The sequence below is a fragment of the Chitinophaga chungangae genome (assembly GCF_017742215.1).
Lineage (GTDB): Bacteria > Bacteroidota > Bacteroidia > Chitinophagales > Chitinophagaceae > Chitinophaga > Chitinophaga chungangae.
In genome coordinates this window covers 1,810,107-1,828,537 of record NZ_JAGHKP010000001.1, presented here as the reverse complement: position 1 = coordinate 1,828,537, position 18,431 = coordinate 1,810,107, and the positions used below count along the sequence as shown (strand labels likewise).

The following is an 18,431-nucleotide window of genomic DNA, read 5'->3' as shown; positions in this document are numbered from 1 at the left end:
TTTATACGTCGATCGCGTCGTAAACGATCACTTTATCCCAGAGGGGACTGCAGTTTTTGATGAACTCGAGGTGGATGGGGTGCGTCTGGTATGTTTCCTGGCCGGCGAGGTCTTCGAAGAACATCAGTTCGGAAACGCCCCAGCTCACGTCTACCACGTCCCTTTTTTCGGTGCTGGCCACTACGCCTACACGCAGTTCCTTCACGGTCGGGATCTTCGAGAGGGTTTTGAGGCCCGCCACGAGTTTGTCGCGGTCTTCTTTAGAATTCGGGTTTTTCAGCCAGAAAAATACATGGTGCACCAGCGGGTATTTGTTTTTGGCGGCGGGTTGCGGCATGGCCGAAGCGGCGGTGCCGGCGGCGATGGCCGCGGCGGTGCCCAGGAATTTGCGTCTGTTCGTTCTTTGCATATTTGGTTCGGGTTGAGGTCCTCAAAATAATAAACCGCGGGCAAAAACGGAAATCAACGTTCGGTGCGGTCCAGCAATGCCATTTTGATGCGTTTGTACATGCTTTTTTCGTCCAGCGAGGTTTCCAGCTCGGAGAGCACCGCCAGCAGGTTGTGTTCCGCCGAAGCCAGCCATTTGCGGTTCTCCTCGCGGATGATCTCCAGCATCGGCCCGATCTTTTTGTGCATCTGTTTGCCGGCGGGCGTCAGCGAGATCAGGCGGCGGCGCGCGTCTTTTTCGTCTACCGAAGCCTTGATGAGGCCCTGGCCCAGCATCTGGTCTGCCAGTTGCACTACCGCGGGGTGACTGATCCCCAGCGAGTCGGATATCTCCGTGATGCCCAGCACTTTTTCGCGGCTCAGCAGCTCGAGAATGAGGAACCATTTGGCCTCAAAATCCAGTTCCGATTCCTTGTATACCCTGCTGACATCAGCGGAAAGGCGGTCTGCCAGCCGTTTCAGCCGGGTAGCCAGCGCCAGTTCTTCCAGTTGGTTCACGATGCTCATAGTTTAAAAGTACTCAATTTTTAACCGGGCTGCGTTTTTCGTGTCAGGCATAAAAAAAACCGGCAGAAACACCGAAGCGCCCCGCCGGTAACGGTACAGATCGAAAAGAGGTATATCAGGGCTCCGTCGCGCCGTTGAGTATCCACGGCAGGTTGAACTTGTGAAACTCGATGGATTTATTGCTCGTGGCGCTGGCATGCACGTCTTCGTTGATCTCGATGAGCGCGGCCACCGCATAGTCCGATGTTTTGATCATGCTGCTGTAACCGCCTTTTGCAACGGTAATGGGCGCATAATCGCAGGTGTTCCAGTTAAACACGGCGCGGCTGATGGGCCAGGTGGCGCCATCGTCGTAACTGATGCGCACCGTCATGTTGCAGCGTTTGGAAGAATGGTTGGGATTGAGGAAAATGATGCGGTGCGGCGCGTCCGTGTTATAGCGGATCATCGAGCCTTCGCATTTGGGATCGTTGAGGGTATTATCGATGCTCCATGCGCCGAAGGTCCCGGGTATGCTGCCGATGGATTTTCTCCGTTTTTTAGCAGCGTTCCATTCCGTGGTGCCGGGCCTGTCGTTGCGCAGCAATGTGCCGTCCATCCGCTCCACGATGGTGCCTTCGTCTGTTCCGCCGGGTATCAGCTGGTATTGCCAGGTTACGCCATGATCGTCGCTGTAAATGTTGCGGCCGTAGGCGGGAATGATAAGCCGGCCCGCAGTGCTGCCCTGCATGGTCTGTATACCGATGCCGGGGCCCATCGCGTCCCATTTGTAATTCGGCGGCAGCAGCGTGGCGCTCATGTCCTGCGGCGTGCTCCAGGTGGCGCCGTGATCGTCGCTGTAAGAAGAGAACACACGCCGGTCGCCCCATGCCTGGATGTCGCTCCAGGCGGTCTTGGTACCGTCGTTCCAGCTCATAAACACCCATACGCGGCCGTTAGTGCCTTTGTTCCAGTCGTACACCGCGGTGGGATTGCCCCAGGTGCCGTTGCCGCTGCCCACCACCTCGCCGAGGGCCGTCCAGGTGCTGCCGTTGTCGAAGGAACGTTTGAACACGAGATTGATGTCTCCCCAGTCGCTCGGGCTCCAGCGGCGCCCTTCGGCAAACGCGATCAGGGTGCCGTTTTTGGTTTTGACGATGGAAGGAATGCGGAAAGAATGATAAATGCTCTCGTTGCCGCCGTTGAACAGCACCTGGCTGTTGTGATAAGGCGTTGCCGCGGCGGCAACGGATTTCATTTCGATGGAAGAGGATGGCTCCGGGCCGTCTGGCGGACTGCTCGTTTTTTTGACGCAGGCCAGGAAAAGGAAGGATAGCAAAATGATGGAACTTTTCATGACAACGTGGTTTTAGGGTAAAGTAGATATGTTCTACATATTAAATATAATCACGTTTACTGAAAACGCCAAATTTTGATTTATTTATTGTCAATAAGGGTTACAGGCAATTATTCTTTTAAAAATAGTGATGAAATATATGTATGACATATATGTCTTTAAGTGACTTCCCTACCCGTCAATAAAAAAAGTACAGGCGCAATCACCTGTACTTTTTCTTATTCGTAATAAAATGATGCCTTAGATGAATTTCAGCACTTCCTCCCCGATCCTGTCGGTGCCGAGGATCTTATCCGCCGGCGTAGCTGCGTCTGCGATATCTCTTGTGCGCCAGCCTTCTTTCAGCACTTTGTCTACCGCAGCGATCACCGCTTCCGATTCCGCTTTCATGCCGAAGGAAATGTCCAGCAGCAAAGCTGCGGAAAGGATAGACGCAAGCGGGTTTGCCACGCCTTTGCCGGTAATGTCGTGCGCGGAACCGTGGATGGGCTCGTATACACCCGTGCCGTCGCCGACAGACGCGGATGCCAGCATGCCCATGGAACCGGCGATCTGCGAAGCTTCGTCCGTAAGGATGTCTCCAAACAGGTTGGCCGTTACCACTACGTCGAAACGGCGCGGGTCTTTGATCAGCAGCATGGCGGTGGCGTCTACGAACTGATGTTCTACTTCCACATCGGGATATTCCGGCGCGATCTTCTGGATCACTTCCCTCCACAGGCGCGAAGTTTCGATCACGTTCGCTTTGTCTACGGAACAGAGTTTTTTGCGGCGGGTGCGCGCAGCTTCAAACGCTTTGCGGGCGATGCGCTCCACTTCGAAGCGGCTGTATTCCGCAATATCGAAAGCCGTGTCCCCATTGTTTTTGCGGCCTTTCTCACCGAAATAGATGTCGCCGGTCAGTTCGCGGAAGAACAGGATGTCGGCGCCTTTGAGTATTTCCGGTTTGATGCTGGAAGCGCCCAGCAGCTCGTCGAATAATTTGATGGGGCGAAGGTTCGCATAAAGACCGAGCTCTTTGCGCATTTTCAGCAGGCCCTGCTCGGGGCGCACTTTCGCGGAAGGATCGTTGTCGTATTTCGGGTGACCAACAGCGCCGAAAAGCACCGCGTCGCTTTTACGCATCTTTTCGAGCGATTCGTCCGGCAGCGGAACGCCGGTGGCTTCGATAGCCACATGACCGATCAGCGCTTCGTCGTAAGTAAATGTGTGACCGAATTTCGCGGCGATTTTGTCCAGCACTTTTTTGCCGACTGCCGTTACTTCCTGCCCGATTCCGTCTCCCGGAACAATGAGTATATGTTTTGTTGCCATGATATGGTGATAGTGAAATTTTTGATCGGATGTCAGATCAGGTTGAGCATTTTTTGCGTCGCTTTGATCGCGGAAACGGTTTGGTCGCTGTCCAGCCCGCGTGTTTTGAACTCGCGGTTGTTGTAACGCCAGGTGATGATGGTTTCGCAAAGAGCGTCGCTTTTGCCGCCGGGCGGGATGCGCACCGCGTAGTCCGTGAGCACGGGCAGTTCCTGCTTGCGGGCTTTATAGACTTTTTTAAGCGCGTTCATAAAAGCGTCGTACTGCCCGTCGCCCTGCGAATGTTCTTCATACAGCTCGCCTTTCACGGAGATGCGCAGCGTTACGGAAGGTTTGAGGGCTTTGGAATGGGTCAGCACGTAATTCTCTATTTTTACTTTTTCCTCGATCGTGTTGCTGTCGAGAATATCGGAGATGATGTAGGGAAGGTCCGCCTGTGTCACCACTTCTTTCCTGTCGCCCAGTTCGATGATGCGCTGGGTCACCTTTTTGAGGTCCGGTTCGGAAAGCTGGATGCCCAGCTGCGCGAGGTTGTTCTCGATATTGGCCTTGCCGCTGGTTTTGCCGAGCGCGTATTTGCGCTGGCGGCCGAAACGTTCGGGCATCAGGTCGCTGAAGTAGAGTTTGTGCTTTTTGTCGCCGTCCGCATGAATGCCCGCGGTTTGCGTGAACACGTTCTCTCCCACCACCGGTTTGTTCGCCGGGATGCGGAAGCCGGAGAAGGTTTCAACGAGTTTGCTCACGGTGTAAAGCGAACTTTCCGCCACGCCGGTTTTCACGGTGGGCAGAAAATCGTTCATCACCGCGATCGCGCTCGCCAGCGGCGCATTGCCCGCGCGCTCGCCCATGCCGTTGATGGTGAGGTGTATGCCGTGCGCGCCGGCTTTCAATCCTTCCAGCACGTTGGCTGTGCCCAGGTCGTAATCGTTATGGGCGTGAAAATCGAAATGCAGCTGCGGGTAACGCTGCACCGTTTCGGAAATGTATGCATATACTTCGGAGGGTACAAGCACGCCGAGCGTATCCGGCAGCATCACGCGTTTAACGGGCTGCGTTTGCAGGAAGTCCAGGTACTGCCAGACGTATTCGCGGGAATGACGCATGCCATTGCTCCAGTCTTCGAGGTATACGTTGCATTCCAGCCCTTTTTTCAGTGCGAGTGTAATCACCGCGGCGATTTCCGCGAAGTGCTGCTCCGGTTTCTTTTTGAGCTGGTGCGTAAGGTGGTTGAGCGAACCTTTGGTGAGCAGGTTCATCACTTTTGCGCCGGCATCTTTCATCCAGTTCACAGATACCTCGCCATCCACGAAAGTGAGCACTTCCACTTTGTGCAGCAACCCGCTTGCCTTCGCCCATTTGGTAATGGCCTTTACAGCGGCGAACTCTCCTTCAGACACACGGGCCGAGGCGATCTCGATCCTGTCCACCTTCACTTCCGTTAAAAGCAGCTGCGCGATGGTGAGTTTCTCAGACGGGGAGAAAGACACCCCGCTGGTTTGTTCTCCGTCGCGGAGCGTGGTATCCATCACCTCGATGTATCGTGGGGAACTGGGCATGTTAGTACAGGCTTTTTTCGGCGAATGCCGCTATTTCCTCTTTCATGGCCTGCAGATAATCGATATCGTCGAAGCCGTTCATGAGGTTGTGTTTTTTGTAGCTGTTGATGTCGAACGATTCGCTTTCGCCGGTGGCGTCGATGGTGATGGACTGTTTGTCCAGGTCAACGGTCAGCTCCGCCTTCGGGTCCGCTTCGATGGCGGTGAAGATCTTGTCGAGGAAAGCCGGGGTCACCGTTACCGGCAGGATGCCGATGTTGAGCGAGTTGTTCTTGAAAATGTCCGCAAAAAAACTGCTCACCACGCAACGGAAACCGTAATCGTAGATGGCCCATGCCGCGTGCTCGCGGCTGCTGCCGCTGCCGAAGTTCTTGCCGGCCACCAGTATTTTACCGGAGTAGATGGGATTATTGAGCACGAAGTCCTGCTTGGGCGTATCGTCGTTATTGAAACGCCAGTCGCGGAAAAGATTATCGCCGAAACCTTTACGCTCCGTCGCTTTCAGGAAGCGCGCGGGGATGATCTGGTCTGTGTCCACATTTTCAATTGGCATAGGCACCGCAGTGCTCTTTAATACCGTGAATTTATCGTAAGCCATTGTATTTGCTGTTCGCGTCTTTTTTTAATTGTTTAAAATCAAGCCCCCAATTAAGCCATGAGGGTGCGGGGGTCCGTCACTACGCCGGTTACCGCCGCAGCGGCCGCTACCAGCGGACTGGCGAGCATCGTGCGTGAGCCGGGGCCCTGCCTTCCTTCGAAGTTGCGGTTGCTGGTGCTCACGGCGTATTTGCCGGCGGGCACTTTGTCGTCGTTCATGGCGAGGCAGGCCGAACAGCCCGGCTGGCGCAGCTGGAAGCCTGCTTCGGTCAGGATGTCGAGAATGCCTTCGTCTTTGATCTGCTGCTCCACGATGTGCGAGCCCGGCACGATCCAGGCGGTAACGTGCTCGGCTTTTTTACGGCCTTTTACGATCTGCGCAAATGCGCGGAAATCTTCGATGCGGCCATTGGTGCAGCTGCCGATGAACACGTAGTCCACTTTTTTGCCGATCATGCTTTCTTCTTCGGCGAAGCCCATGTATTCCAGCGATTTTTCGTAGCTGGCCTTGCTGCCGCCGCCGTTTTCCGCGGCGGGGATGTGCCCGGTGATGCCCATGCCCATGCCCGGGTTGGTGCCGTAAGTGATCATCGGCTCGATGTCTGCCGCGTTGAAATGATATTCTTTGTCGAAGGCGGCGCCTTCGTCTGTTTTCAATGTTTTCCAGTACGCCAGGGCTTTGTCCCAGGCTGCGCCCTGCGGCGCTTTTTCGCGGCCCTTGATGTAAGCGAAGGTAGTTTCGTCCGGCGCGATAATGCCGCCGCGGGCGCCCATTTCGATACTCATGTTGCATACGGTCATGCGCCCTTCCATGCTCATGTTCTCAAACACTTCACCGGCATACTCCACGAAATAGCCGGTAGCGCCGGCCGCGGTGAGCTGCGAAATAATGTAAAGGGTCACGTCTTTGGGCGTAATGCCTTTGCCAAGCCTGCCGTTTACGTTGATGCGCATTTTCTTCGGCTTGGGCTGCATGATGCATTGGGAAGAAAGCACCATTTCCACCTCGGAAGTGCCGATACCAAAGGCGATAGCGCCAAAAGCGCCATGGGTGGAGGTGTGGGAATCACCGCATACGATGGTCATGCCCGGCAAGGTAATGCCGTTTTCGGGCCCTACCACGTGCACGATGCCGTTTTTCGGGTTACCGAGGCCCCAGTGGGAAATGCCGTATTTGGCGGTATTGGTTTCCAGGGCTTTCAGCTGGTTAGCCGAAAGCGGGTCCTGTACAGGCAAATGCTGGTTGATGGTGGGCGTGTTGTGGTCTGCCGTGGCGAACGTCTTCCCCGGGAACATTACTTTCACCCCGCGGTTTTCAAGTCCCAGGAAGGCAACCGGGCTGGTTACCTCGTGAATGAAATGCCGGTCGATAAAAAATACATCCGGTCCGTCTTCAATTTTTCTGACTACATGCGAATCCCATACTTTGTCAAATAAGGTAGCGGGTACTTGGCTCATTTTGTATATTTTAAAACGTAACCCCGAAATTCTTAAATTTTATCCGGATTTTATAGAATTTAGGTAGATTTCTTCTAATCATGGATAAAAAAATATGCATACACTTTTTTTACATATCTTCTATCCTATTGATTATCAATTCACATTAAAAATATTCATTCATATTCCTTATTTTTGCCCATCCAAAAATGTGTATGAGACCAATCCCTTTCCTTGCCTTCGCAGCGCTGCTTTTTTCCCTTCCGGTTTTTTGCCAGCCGGTGTATACGCAAAAGGATTATGTAATGTCCAAAGAAGGATATCCGCTGTTCCTGAAAGTGGAATACCTGCGAAACTGCCGGAGAGATATCGGCGGCGGGGAAAACAGCCCGGAAGCAAACAGTATCTGCGAATGCATGCTTTCCCGGCTGGACAGGCGGTATCCCATGCAAAAGATCAAAACGTTCCAAAAGAAGTACAAACAAAATGCGATCACCGAACTGGTGAAACAGGATTCCCTCCTGGAAAAGGAATACCGCGAATGTTACGAAGCCGGCAGCAAAAGCAACATTTTCTTCACTTCCGCGCATATCAGGCGTTTCCGCGACAATATGGTGAAGCGGTACCTGTTTGAGGAAAAAGACAGCGGCCGTAGGGCGGAGATCGAGCAGTATTGCGACTGCGCCGTTAAAGTCATTCAGAAAAAGAAAATGACCGCGGAAATGCTGGATGAGATGGTAGACGAAAATTCCCTGCTCAGCAATGAGATCAGGTATAATTGCGGGGATATCCTCAAAACTTCCGGTCACATCACCGCCTGGAGCGATGCCTCACGCAACGACATCTCGGGGCCGGATGCGGATACTGTGTATGTACTGCAGCTGCAAAATACCACGAAAGTAAAAGTGAAGATCGGCCCGTTCATCAATGCCTGGACGCTGGACAGCGGGGCAGACGACCTGCTGGTGTCTGATTCACTGGTGAACCGGCTGCTGGAACTGAAACTGCTCAGCCCGCAGGATTACCTCGGCGAAGGCACTTACCGCGTAGCCAACGATCAGCCGATGCAGGTGAAGATCTACCGGCTGCCGCAGCTGCAGATCGGCTCGTTCACCATTCGCAATGTGATCCTCACTTCCGGTAAAACCGTCAAAACCTACCTGCTGGGCAAAGGAGTACTGAATAAATTCAGCCGCTGGACGCTGGACAACCGGCGCGAAATGCTGATACTCGAAAAATAAGACAATGCCCGGCACGATGCCGGGCAATTCACTTTATACGACACGTTCAAAGCCCCGCAGACGCCTTTTTCAGCCAGTCGCCCAGCTGTTTGTAATCCACCTGCTGCCCTTCCGTGATCGTTGCCGTTTTCCTGTCAGGCCCGCCGCTCATCGATTTGAAATAACCTTTTATTTCGGGCAGTTCCGTGGCGTTGAAGATCATAAACGAAAGCTTGTCTTTCGCAGCATGGATCACCGCCGCATAATGCCCGTTTTTCAAATAATGCGGCTTGCCGTACTGCAGCCTTTCTTCCACGGCCGGAATGGTTTTGAGGACCATCGCACGGAGCTTTTCACAGGCTTCCGTCTGCCAGGGCTGCAGTTTCTGAATGTATTGGGTAACTTCTTCGTTTTTCATGACTTGTTTTTTTGTTGTAACAAAACTACAACCGCCCACGATTTTCTATAGGGTGCGGTTACGACATTTTCCCGGGCGGTTTGCGGCATCGCGTAGTTTCGGAAAACGCGTATTTTTCCTTATTTTTCTACCATTCCAACGCAACGTCACGCATGATCAACCTGAATATCAAAGCCCGGGCGGCCAATACTTACGACGCGATCGTGATCGGTTCCGGCATCAGCGGCGGATGGGCCGCCAAAGAGCTCTGCGAAAAAGGCCTCAAAACCCTGATGCTCGAGCGGGGGCGCCAGCTGGAGCACGTGAAAGACTATACGAACGCCACCAAAGCTCCCTGGGAAGTGCCGCACCGCGGCCGGCTTACCAACGAACAACGCGAAACGCATCCTTATCTCATCCGCGAAAGGGTCTACAGCGAGTTCAACGAGACTTACTGGCTAAAAGACGCAGACAGCCCGTATAAAGAAGAAAAACGTTTCGACTGGACGCGGCCGGACATCGTGGGCGGCCGCTCCATCATGTGGGGCCGCGGCTCGCTGCGTTTGGGCCAGATCGATTTTGAAGCGAACGCGAAAGAAGGTATCGGCATCGACTGGCCGATCCGTTACCCCGACCTTGCGCCCTGGTACGATCATGTGGAAAGATTCGCGGGCATCAGCGGGCAGGCCGAAGGGCTGGCGCATGTGCCGGACGGCGTTTTTCAACCGCCCATGGAAATGAATTGTTTTGAAAAGGAAGTAAAAAAAAGGATCGAAAAAACATTTCCCGAACGGCGGATGACTATGTTCCGCACCGCCAATCTCACGCAGCCGGTCGGCGAACGCGGTTCCTGCCAGTACCGCAATCTCTGCTCGCGCGGATGCCCCTTTGGCGCTTATTTCAGCACGCAAAGCAGCACGCTGCCGGCAGCGGTAAAAACCGGCAACCTCACGCTGCGCGCCGATTCCATCGTTAATGCATTGATCTACGATAAAGACAAAGGAATTGCCACCGGCGTGCGCGTGATAGACAAACACACAAAAGAGGTCATCGAATATTACGCCCGCATCATCTTCCTGAACGCTTCTGCATTGGGCAGCACGTTCATTTTGCTGAACTCCGTTTCAGACCGTTTTCCCAACGGTTTCGGGAACGATAGCGGCGCGCTGGGCCGTTACCTGATGGACCATCATTTTCATGCCGGCGCCAGCGGTATTTCGGAGGAGTTCCCCGACAAATATTATTACGGCAAACGCCCGGCGGGATTTTTTATCCCCCGGTTCAGGAATATCGGCAACGACAAACAGCAATACCTGCGCGGGTTTCAGTACACCGGCTACAGCAGCCGCAGCGATTGGGCGCGCGGTATCGCAGAGCTGGGCGTGGGCGCGGCTTTCAAAGACTATGTGTCCGAGCCGGGACCCTGGCAGATGGGACTGATGGGCTTCGGGGAATGTTTGCCTTATCACGATAACCAGGTAACCCTCGACCACAGCCTGCAGGATGCATGGGGCCAGCCGGTGCTGAAGTTCAACTGCGATTTCAGGGAAAACGAAAAGATGATGCGGAAACATATGGACGCGGATGCCGCGGCCATGCTGGAAGCAGCGGGACTGAAGAATGTCACCCCGTTCAACCGCGATTCCTATCCCGGCATGGCCATCCACGAAATGGGCACGGCGCGCATGGGCCGCGATCCAAAAACTTCGGTGCTCAACGCCTGGAACCAGGTGCATGCGGCGAAGAACGTATTCGTCACAGACGGCGCCTGCATGACCTCTTCCGCCTGCCAGAACCCCTCGCTCACATACATGGCGCTTACCGCCCGCGCGGCAGACCATGCCGTGAAAGAACTGAAAAAAATGAACCTTTGATCAAAGGAACAGGTCCTGCTGCAACCGCCCGCCCGGCACTACGGCGTATACGCTGAGATCCGTGATCCCTTCGGAGCGCAGCACTTCCTCATCCGTAAAATTATTGCCCGTACACGATGCCGCAGGCCGTTTCAGGATATGGAACGCCGCATCCGCCACGATGTCCGGCTTCCGGCTCATGTTCACCAGCGCTTCGCCGCCCAGCAGGTTGCGCACCGCCGCGGTGGCGATAGTAGTAACGGGCCAGAGCGTATTGGCCGCAACGCCGTCCTTTTTCAGCTCTTCGGCCCATCCAATCGTAAACATGCTCATGCTGTATTTGCTGACGGTATAGGCCGCATGCGCGCCAAGCCATTGCGGCGCAAGGTTCACCGGCGGAGACAGGGTAAGGATGTGCGCGTTGCCGCTTTTTTTGAGGAACGGAATGCAGTGTTGCGTCACCAGGAAAGTGCCGCGCACGTTGATGTCGTACATCAGGTCGAACCGTTTGGCGGGCGTTTGTTCCGTGCCGGTGAGCTGTATAGCGGACGCATTGTTGACCAGGATATCGATGCCGCCGAAATGTTCCGCGGCCTGCTGAACGGCTGTTTGCACCTGCCCTTCGTCCCGCACGTCTACCTGCAGCGGAAACGCCTTCCCTCCCGCCGCTTCAACGGCTTTGGCGGCGGAATAAATGGTGCCACCCAGCCTCGGGTCTTCGTTCACGCTTTTGGCCGCGATAACAACGTTCGCCCCCGCGGCGGCCAGCTTCAGGGCAATAGCCTCGCCGATTCCCCTGCTGGCGCCGGTAATAAATACGGTACGGTTTGTAAACTGCATGTGCGGTCGTTTTGATGTACGACAATTTACGAATAAACCCCTCAACAGCCATGGCAAAAATACCCCGCGATTTGTCGCGCTTTAACCCCTTCCGTTTCAAAAAAGTATGTCACCTTTGTAAAGCAATCAAACTTACCCATCATGCAACAACTTACTTTCAACATTACGATCGACGCGCCCCGTGAAAAAGTATGGAACGTACTGTGGGGCAAAGATTCTTATCCCGAATGGACGCGCGCTTTCAGCGAAACTTCCGGCGTGGAAACGGACTGGAAAAAAGGCAGCAAAGTGCGTTTTGTTGACGCCAACAACGAAGGCATGGTATCCCGCATTTCAGACGCCGTTCCCAACGAGTACATGGAGATCACGCATGAAGGCGTGATAAAGAACGGCCAGGAAGATTTCAGCACCGCCGAAGCGGAAGGCTGGGCCGGCGCGAAAGAAATTTACACGCTGAAAGACGACAACGGCAAAACGGAACTGCTCATCCATACGGATATCACAGACGAATACGCGGACATGTTCAAAGGCATGTGGCCCAAAGCGCTGGACGAAGTAAAAAGGCTCTCCGAAAACTGATCTCCATGAAACAGGCACATAAAACCGCGCCCGGTGTCTTCATCCCCGAAAACATCGGCAAACCCGCGCTCCGCGCCCTGCACGGGGAAGGTTACCAGACCCTTCACGATATCAGCCGCGTGAGCGCCGCCGAACTGCTGGAGCTGCACGGTGTAGGCCCCAAAGCGATCCGGCTGCTGGAAGCCGCGCTGGCTGAACAGGGATTGTCTTTCGCGGAAGAGGAAGAAGAAGAATAATTACCTCATAACATCACCTTCGGCCAGGCGATCACATGCACGCCGCCGGAGTAATGAACGGCTTCAAGATTGGCATGACTGAGGCTGAAAGGGCCCGTTTTGTACCGGATCTCCAAATGCCGGAACTTCGGCTCGTATAAACGCCATTCCGGGTGATGCACCGCGTATTTGTACAGCCTGCCGCCTTTATCTAGAAAAGTGTAATAGCGTTCGGTGAGCCACGCGTCCAGCGGCGATTTTTCCGCCAGTTCAGCGCCTGGTTCATAATCCGCTTCCAGGAAATTACCGGTGCGTTTGTTCACCGACCGGTAAAAATGTTTTTCACCATGCTCCCTTTGCATGCCCGAGGTTTCGTAGGGCATGCCGGACAAAGTGCGGGAAAGTTTGACGGAAAGATATTTCTGCGCTTCCAGCGAAAAAAAATACACACCGGCATCCTCACCCGACCGTACGTACGTTCGTACATTCACCTCGTGAAAATCAGACACCGCCGATACCGCCGGAAGAAATCGCGGGCGGATGTTTTCCATCGTAAAAGCTACTACAGACACCCATGCCTGCCCTTCAAAAGTATCCAGCTCAAGCCCGGACGGGATAAGGCTTTGGAGCAAACCTGCATCCACCTTCCAGTGAAAAAAAAGTACGCGGTTCCATTCCTGGTACCAGATCCAGTTGGCCTGTGGCGTTTTCCAAAGCGGGCGGTGAACATTATGATGAAGAAGACGGCTGGCAAGGCGGTTGTTCATAGGTCGAAAAAATATAGGGACAAAGATAAGGAAATATGCGTAACGCTGCCTTCGCGCCAGCAGCGGGATTCCCGACGCATTTGCAAATGCGGCCCGCGGTGACTATATTCGGAAATATGGAAAGAAGGGACTTTTTGCGCACGTTATCCGCCGGGCTGGTCTTGCCCGCATTGTCTGCCGCCGCCAACGGCCGTGAAGAAGCGTTTGCGGACAAGCTGCTGCCCGCGCCCGTAAACGGCGGGTTTATGATGGAAGGATATTGGGTGTGGGACCCGAGCGTGGTGAAGGGAGAAGACGGGCGTTACCATATGTTCGCATCCCGCTGGTCGAAAAACCTGGGTTTCGGCAACTGGGTCACCAATTCGCAGATCGTGCGCGCGGTGTCCGATACGCCCGCCGGGCCTTATACTTTCGAAGAAGTGGTGTTTCCCGCGCGCGGCAAAGGTTTTTTCGACGGCTATACTACGCATAACCCGAGGATATTGCAGTACGGCAAACAATACCTGTTGTATTACATGGGCACGGTGTACGATTTTGATGTGCCTCATAACCGCGACGACGTATGGGTGGACGGCCGCGCGCAACGCGCCTGGATGAACAAACGTGCCGGCCTTGCCGTGGCGGATTCCGTGTACGGTCCCTGGAAACGGATGGACCATCCCGTGATAGAGCCGCGCCCCGGCAAATGGGACGCTTCCATTACTTCCAACCCCTCTCCCGTTGCATTGCCGGACGGCAGCATATACCTGATGTATAAATCGTCCTCCAAAAATCACGAACCGCCGCTTTTACTGGGCGCGGCCATGAGCAAAAAGAGCTATAAAGGCCCGTACGAGCGGCTTTCCGGTTCACCGGTATTTTCATTTCACAGCAGCAATAAAATGGACAACGACGTGGAAGACCCATTTGTATGGTACGCCGGGGATCATTACGAACTGATCATGAAAGACCGTTTCGGGCACATCTGCGGCGAAGAAGGCGGCGGCATACACGCCACTTCGAAAAACGGCGTGAACTGGAAACTTTCCAGCCCGGTGAAAGCTTATTCCCGCAACATAAAATGGAACGATGGCACCATCACCCGGCAGGCCAATTTCGAGCGGCCTTTCCTGCTTTTTGAAAACGGGAAACCCACGCACCTGTTTGCAGCAACCGGTTCAGGCCCGGAACCTTACCAGGTGGACAAAACCTGGAACATGGTCGTACCGCTGAAATGATCATGCTGTATTCTTTAACTTTCCCTTAACCATCGATTGGCTAATTTTTCGGGAAAATTGTTTCCCATGCCCAGGATACCATGCATTGTAACCCTCCTTTTCGTATGCCCCGTTGTAAAGGCTCAGCAAAAATATTCACCGCAGCAGGTCGCGCATGTGCTGGGCGATGTGGCGGACGCGCTGGACAAATTTCACCCAGGCGCTTATCGTTATCAGTCCAAAAACGATTTTGCCGCGTATGTGGATTCGGTAAAAGGCACGATCAAAGATTCCGCCACGCAGGTGGAAATGTACAGGAAGATCAAACCCCTCGTAAGCCGCGTAGGCTGCCTGCACACCGATTTTTCGATGACGGAGAAATATAAACAGGAACTGAACCGGTCGCCCAATCTTCTTCCCCTCCGTCTTTATTTTAAAGATGATAAAGCATGGATAACGGATAATTTTTCCAACCACCCGCTCATCTCTCCAGGCGACGAAATTACGACCATCAACGGGCGCAGCATCGGCGAAATACTGCGGCAGGTATTGCCCGCCATTCCTTCAGACGGTTATAACCAAACCATGAAATACCTCGCGCTTTACCGCCAGTTCCCGCTGTGGTACCGGCATATGGTGGAGGTAACGGAGCACTTCGACATCACCACAATATCCGGCGGCCAGCCCCGTTCGGTCAGGCTGAAAGGTATGATGGAAAAGGATCTGGCAGGAAACGGCTTTCTCAGTGAACCAGTCTTCGCGCGGCAGCTTGAACTGAAAATAAAAGACGCCACCGCTTATCTCACCATCCGGTCTTTTGCGGATTCGTATATCAAACGCAGCGGACAATCGTTCAAACCTTTTATGGAAGAGGCTTTCAAGGAATTACAAAATAAAGGCGTAAAAAATCTTGTAATAGACCTCCGTGATAATACCGGCGGCTCGGACGGGAACGCGGCGTATCTTTCCGGTTTCTTTTTTGACGCGCCTTACCGTTACTGGAAACGCGTGACCTGCACGCCGGCCATCGCGGCGAAAATAAAAGGCGTGGCGAAAATATGGTGGCGGAAACCCGTTCAGCAGGACAGTCTCTGGCTTTGGCAGAAAGGCAAACGTTCCGGCGAATTTGATTATGTAGACGAACAGCAGCCCGCGGCGCATCCCTTCGCGGGAAAAGTATATGTGCTCATCAATGGTTTTTGTATGTCCAGCTGCGCAGACCTCTCCGCCGTGCTGTATTCCAACCGCAAAGGGCTATTCATCGGCGAAGAAACCGGCGGCGGTTACCAGGGCAACAACAGCGGCATGATGCCCGGCATTCACCTGAAACCTTCTAAAATGATGCTGACGGTGCCTTTGCAGAAATACGAAACCGCCGTGGACACGGCGCGATTTTTCGGGCGGGGCACCATGCCCGACGTGCCGGTGGAACTTTCACTCAACGACATTCTCCAAAAGCGCGACCGTGTAATGGAAGTAACAGACAGCCTGATCGCAGGGAATTCCAACGTCGCGCAACGGCGTTAGGGCAGCTTTTTCCATCCCGCGTGTATCGTCAGGTACGTGGCCGTCACCGGCTCCTCTTTTTCGTGGATCGTTACGGCAGTGCATCGCAACTCCCCGCCCGTTTTCCTGAAATCGAACGCGATGCCGGCGGATTCCACATCGTACACCCAGAGCGTATCGTTGCCGGGATCGCTGACGTAAGTGGCGGCGGGCTGCAGCCCGGGAAAACGGTTGCGGACGGTTTCCAGCGGCGTGTTGCGGCCAAGACCGTCCGCCGTGCGGTAATCGTTTCCAGACACCACGATCTGCCGGGTAATGCGCCGGCTCATGGTACTGTCTGCATACGAAGAATACACCGCCAGCGTATCTTCCCCGTGCCAGATGCCCCAGGCTTTGCCCATGGCTGCATCGCCGTCGTCGGGTTTACCGAGGATGTTGAACACGGAATCGATGTCCTGGTGAATGTGCAGTTTACCCGCGCTTTCGCCGGGCACGAGCAATGCTTCGGGTCTGCTTTGCTCAACGGCCAGCGGTTCCTCTTTCGGCCTTTTCGATGCGGGCTGGCCGCAGGCTGCGAGCAGACAAAGACCGGCGGCTATACAAAGGATGGATGTTTTCATATCCATTTTGCAGAAAATAATGTGCCAGAATAAAACAAAAAGCGGGCGTTTCTTTTTACGAAACGCCCGCGTTCTATTCTAAAGCCGCAATATTATTGAGCGGATTGCTGTGCTTTTTTCTTCTTCTGGTGATCTACGATCGCGCCGGTGCCCGCACCCACGCCGGCCCCGATGATAGTGCCGATGGCGGCGCCTTTCAGACGGTCTTTATTCACGATGGCGCCTGTGATGGCACCTGCGCCAGCGCCTACTACCGCGCCTTTGGCGGTATGGCTCCAGCCTTTTTTCTTCGCGGGCGCTGTTGCGGCGGCATTATCGGTTGCCGGTGCCGCAGCTACGTCGTTACCTGAAGAAGCGTTGCTGCGGCTGCGTTCAGCTTTCGCATTCACGGCTTTCATGGAATCGATGGCGTGTTGTTTGGCTTCGTTGATCTTGTTTGCAGTGTTCATCGAGTCGATGGTCGCTTTTTGAGCGGCCTGGATGGCAGCGGCATCGTCTGCCCGGCTTTGACAGGCAAAGAGCCCCGCGCTGATGGCTAATGCTGCTAATAACTGTTTCATGATTCAAAAATTTAAAAACTATTCGGCCGGGGTATTGCCAAAACTGTGCCAGCATATACAAATAAGCATGTATTCATCTGCAAATCAATTAATTGCGCTCTTCTCCCCGTTTCGAAACAGCCATACGCTGGGCGGCGTAAATACCGGAATGGCCGCTGAAATAATAAGCCGTAAAACAGGCGACGGCGAAATAAAGCACATGATCGGGACCGAATAATTCCACGCTCATCAGCGTGCAGGCGAGCGGCGTATTGGTGGCGCCGGCGAACACGGCGATAAAACCAAGACCGGCGAAGAGATCAACCGGCGCGCCGGCATACACCGCGATGGTATGGCCTAAAGCCGCCCCCACGAAGAAAAGCGGCGTCACTTCTCCCCCTTTGAAGCCCATGCCGAGGGTAACGGCCGTAAACACCAGCTTCCAGAGCCAGCTCCAGTCGTTTACGCCCTGCGCGTGAAATGCGTTCACGATGGAAATGCCGCCGGGGTCTTTGGAAGTAACGCCCAGGCCGAGATAATCCTGCGTGCCGGCCACGAACGTGAGCAGGATCACCAGCAGGCCGCCGGTCACCGGCATCAGCCATTTATGCGTCGTAAAGACGCGGTTCCCGAGCTTTTTCACCTGGTGCGTGGCAGCGGCGAAAAGATTGCCCGCCAATCCGAAGGCCACGCCGGCCAGTATTACTTTTAACAGCAGCAGATAATCGAGCGCGGCGCTGGATTGAATAACATAATGCGTATGACGGATACCCCAGGCGCTGCAAACGATATCGGCAAACAGGCTCGCCATCAGGCAGGGCAACAGTGCATTGTATTTGATGCGGCCGATGGCCAGCACTTCCAGGGCGAACACGGCGCCGGCAAGCGGCGTTCCGAACACCGCGCCAAACCCGGCCGCAATGCCCATCATGAGAATGATGCGGATATCTTCCGGCTTCAGCCCGAACCAGCGGCCCAGCAACTGCGCCATGCTCCCGCCCATTTGCACGGCAGTGCCTTCGCGCCCGGCGGAGCCGCCGAAAAGATGCGTAACCAGCGTGGTCACCAGCACCAGCGGCGCCATCCGGCCCGGTACGCCGCCGCCCGGCTGATGGATCTCGTCCATGATGAGATTATTGCCCGCCTCGGCATTTTTTCCCGCGGCCTTGTACAGGAAATGGATACCGACGCCTGCCAGCGGCAGCAGGTACAGCAGCCATTCGTGCTGCCAGCGGAAAACGGTAACAAGATCGAGCAGCCAGAGGAACAACGCTACGGCAGAGCCCGCGGCAAGCGCTACCGGTACGGCTATCAGCGTCCAGAAAAGGAGATGTTTGGCTACAAAGATTTGTTCGAAGTTGCGGAGAAGATTTTTCATACCTACAAATAACTTGTCACCGGCATTTGCCGTTAGAATTTGCAGGCGCCATCAGCTTGATTAGAGCGGTTGGGTCAGGAAGACACCATTTCCTGTTTGAGACGGCAAGTTATAAAAAATCCCTGTG

The 18,431-nt window shown here is 54.4% G+C and carries 19 protein-coding genes and 1 riboswitch; of the genes, 6 read left to right on the top strand and 13 right to left on the bottom strand.

Annotated elements, in window-relative coordinates; translation table 11 throughout:
• Position 1: 1 nt before the first annotated feature.
• From J7I43_RS07810 to leuC, 7 genes are all read right to left on the bottom strand, one after another.
• On the bottom strand, positions 2 to 409 hold the full coding sequence (locus tag J7I43_RS07810; RefSeq protein ID WP_209144950.1) for a Dabb family protein: 408 nt from the start codon (positions 407 to 409) through the stop codon (positions 2 to 4).
• A gap of 53 nt (positions 410 to 462) precedes the next feature.
• Positions 463 to 954, bottom strand: a complete 492-nt coding sequence (locus J7I43_RS07805) for a MarR family winged helix-turn-helix transcriptional regulator (RefSeq protein ID WP_209144948.1) — start codon at positions 952 to 954, stop codon at positions 463 to 465.
• Between the two features lie 115 nt (positions 955 to 1,069).
• On the bottom strand, positions 1,070 to 2,290 hold the full coding sequence (locus J7I43_RS07800) for a sialidase family protein (RefSeq protein ID WP_209144947.1): 1,221 nt from the start codon (positions 2,288 to 2,290) through the stop codon (positions 1,070 to 1,072).
• A 240-nt stretch (positions 2,291 to 2,530) separates the two neighbouring features.
• Positions 2,531 to 3,604: a 3-isopropylmalate dehydrogenase gene (gene leuB / locus J7I43_RS07795; protein ID WP_236023303.1), complete on the bottom strand. Its 1,074-nt coding sequence runs from the start codon at positions 3,602 to 3,604 to the stop codon at positions 2,531 to 2,533.
• Between the two features lie 32 nt (positions 3,605 to 3,636).
• The gene (locus tag J7I43_RS07790) at positions 3,637 to 5,160 is read right to left on the bottom strand and encodes an alpha-isopropylmalate synthase regulatory domain-containing protein (RefSeq protein ID WP_209144945.1); all 1,524 of its coding nucleotides are present in this window, start codon (positions 5,158 to 5,160) and stop codon (positions 3,637 to 3,639) included.
• A 1-nt stretch (position 5,161) separates the two neighbouring features.
• A complete protein-coding gene (gene leuD / locus J7I43_RS07785) occupies positions 5,162 to 5,758 on the bottom strand; it encodes a 3-isopropylmalate dehydratase small subunit (RefSeq protein WP_209144943.1) in 597 nt (198 codons plus the stop codon).
• Positions 5,759 to 5,808: 50 nt separating this feature from the next.
• Complete coding sequence (gene leuC, locus J7I43_RS07780; protein WP_209144941.1) at positions 5,809 to 7,215, bottom strand: 3-isopropylmalate dehydratase large subunit; 1,407 nt, start codon at positions 7,213 to 7,215, stop codon at positions 5,809 to 5,811.
• A 194-nt stretch (positions 7,216 to 7,409) separates the two neighbouring features.
• On the opposite strand from leuC, the gene J7I43_RS07775 reads away from it, so the two are divergent.
• Positions 7,410 to 8,435, top strand: a complete 1,026-nt coding sequence (locus J7I43_RS07775; RefSeq protein ID WP_209144939.1) for a pepsin/retropepsin-like aspartic protease family protein — start codon at positions 7,410 to 7,412, stop codon at positions 8,433 to 8,435.
• A gap of 46 nt (positions 8,436 to 8,481) precedes the next feature.
• On the opposite strand, the gene J7I43_RS07770 is transcribed toward J7I43_RS07775, so the two are convergent.
• Positions 8,482 to 8,832 (bottom strand): DUF1801 domain-containing protein, encoded by a 351-nt coding sequence (locus J7I43_RS07770; RefSeq protein ID WP_209144937.1) that lies wholly within the window; start codon positions 8,830 to 8,832, stop codon positions 8,482 to 8,484.
• A 152-nt stretch (positions 8,833 to 8,984) separates the two neighbouring features.
• Between J7I43_RS07770 and J7I43_RS07765 the strand changes: the two genes are divergently transcribed.
• Positions 8,985 to 10,685, top strand: coding sequence for a GMC oxidoreductase (locus tag J7I43_RS07765; RefSeq protein ID WP_209144935.1), 1,701 nt, complete (start codon positions 8,985 to 8,987; stop codon positions 10,683 to 10,685).
• Here the strand turns inward: J7I43_RS07765 and J7I43_RS07760 are convergent, their stop codons facing one another.
• The gene (locus J7I43_RS07760; protein ID WP_209144933.1) at positions 10,686 to 11,504 is read right to left on the bottom strand and encodes an SDR family oxidoreductase; all 819 of its coding nucleotides are present in this window, start codon (positions 11,502 to 11,504) and stop codon (positions 10,686 to 10,688) included.
• A gap of 141 nt (positions 11,505 to 11,645) precedes the next feature.
• On the opposite strand from J7I43_RS07760, the gene J7I43_RS07755 reads away from it, so the two are divergent.
• Entirely contained in the window at positions 11,646 to 12,083 is a 438-nt protein-coding gene (locus tag J7I43_RS07755) for an SRPBCC family protein (RefSeq protein WP_209144931.1), read from the top strand.
• A 5-nt stretch (positions 12,084 to 12,088) separates the two neighbouring features.
• On the top strand, positions 12,089 to 12,319 hold the full coding sequence (locus tag J7I43_RS07750; RefSeq protein WP_209144929.1) for a helix-hairpin-helix domain-containing protein: 231 nt from the start codon (positions 12,089 to 12,091) through the stop codon (positions 12,317 to 12,319).
• A gap of 5 nt (positions 12,320 to 12,324) precedes the next feature.
• Here the strand turns inward: J7I43_RS07750 and J7I43_RS07745 are convergent, their stop codons facing one another.
• Positions 12,325 to 13,065: a YqjF family protein gene (locus J7I43_RS07745; protein ID WP_209144927.1), complete on the bottom strand. Its 741-nt coding sequence runs from the start codon at positions 13,063 to 13,065 to the stop codon at positions 12,325 to 12,327.
• Between the two features lie 116 nt (positions 13,066 to 13,181).
• Between J7I43_RS07745 and J7I43_RS07740 the strand changes: the two genes are divergently transcribed.
• The gene (locus J7I43_RS07740; protein WP_236023301.1) at positions 13,182 to 14,282 is read left to right on the top strand and encodes a glycoside hydrolase family protein; all 1,101 of its coding nucleotides are present in this window, start codon (positions 13,182 to 13,184) and stop codon (positions 14,280 to 14,282) included.
• 66 nt (positions 14,283 to 14,348) lie between these two features.
• Positions 14,349 to 15,788 (top strand): S41 family peptidase, encoded by a 1,440-nt coding sequence (locus tag J7I43_RS07735; RefSeq protein ID WP_209144925.1) that lies wholly within the window; start codon positions 14,349 to 14,351, stop codon positions 15,786 to 15,788.
• Here J7I43_RS07735 and J7I43_RS07730 read toward each other — a convergent pair.
• From J7I43_RS07730 to J7I43_RS07720, 3 genes are all read right to left on the bottom strand, one after another.
• A complete protein-coding gene (locus J7I43_RS07730; protein WP_209144923.1) occupies positions 15,785 to 16,387 on the bottom strand; it encodes a hypothetical protein in 603 nt (200 codons plus the stop codon). The two genes, J7I43_RS07735 and J7I43_RS07730, sit on opposite strands and share 4 nt — an antisense overlap.
• A gap of 92 nt (positions 16,388 to 16,479) precedes the next feature.
• A complete protein-coding gene (locus J7I43_RS07725; protein WP_209144921.1) occupies positions 16,480 to 16,947 on the bottom strand; it encodes a glycine zipper domain-containing protein in 468 nt (155 codons plus the stop codon).
• Between the two features lie 88 nt (positions 16,948 to 17,035).
• Positions 17,036 to 18,304, bottom strand: a complete 1,269-nt coding sequence (locus J7I43_RS07720) for a voltage-gated chloride channel family protein (protein ID WP_209144919.1) — start codon at positions 18,302 to 18,304, stop codon at positions 17,036 to 17,038.
• 35 nt (positions 18,305 to 18,339) lie between these two features.
• A riboswitch (Fluoride riboswitch) is annotated at positions 18,340 to 18,406 on the bottom strand.
• Positions 18,407 to 18,431 lie beyond the last annotated feature (25 nt).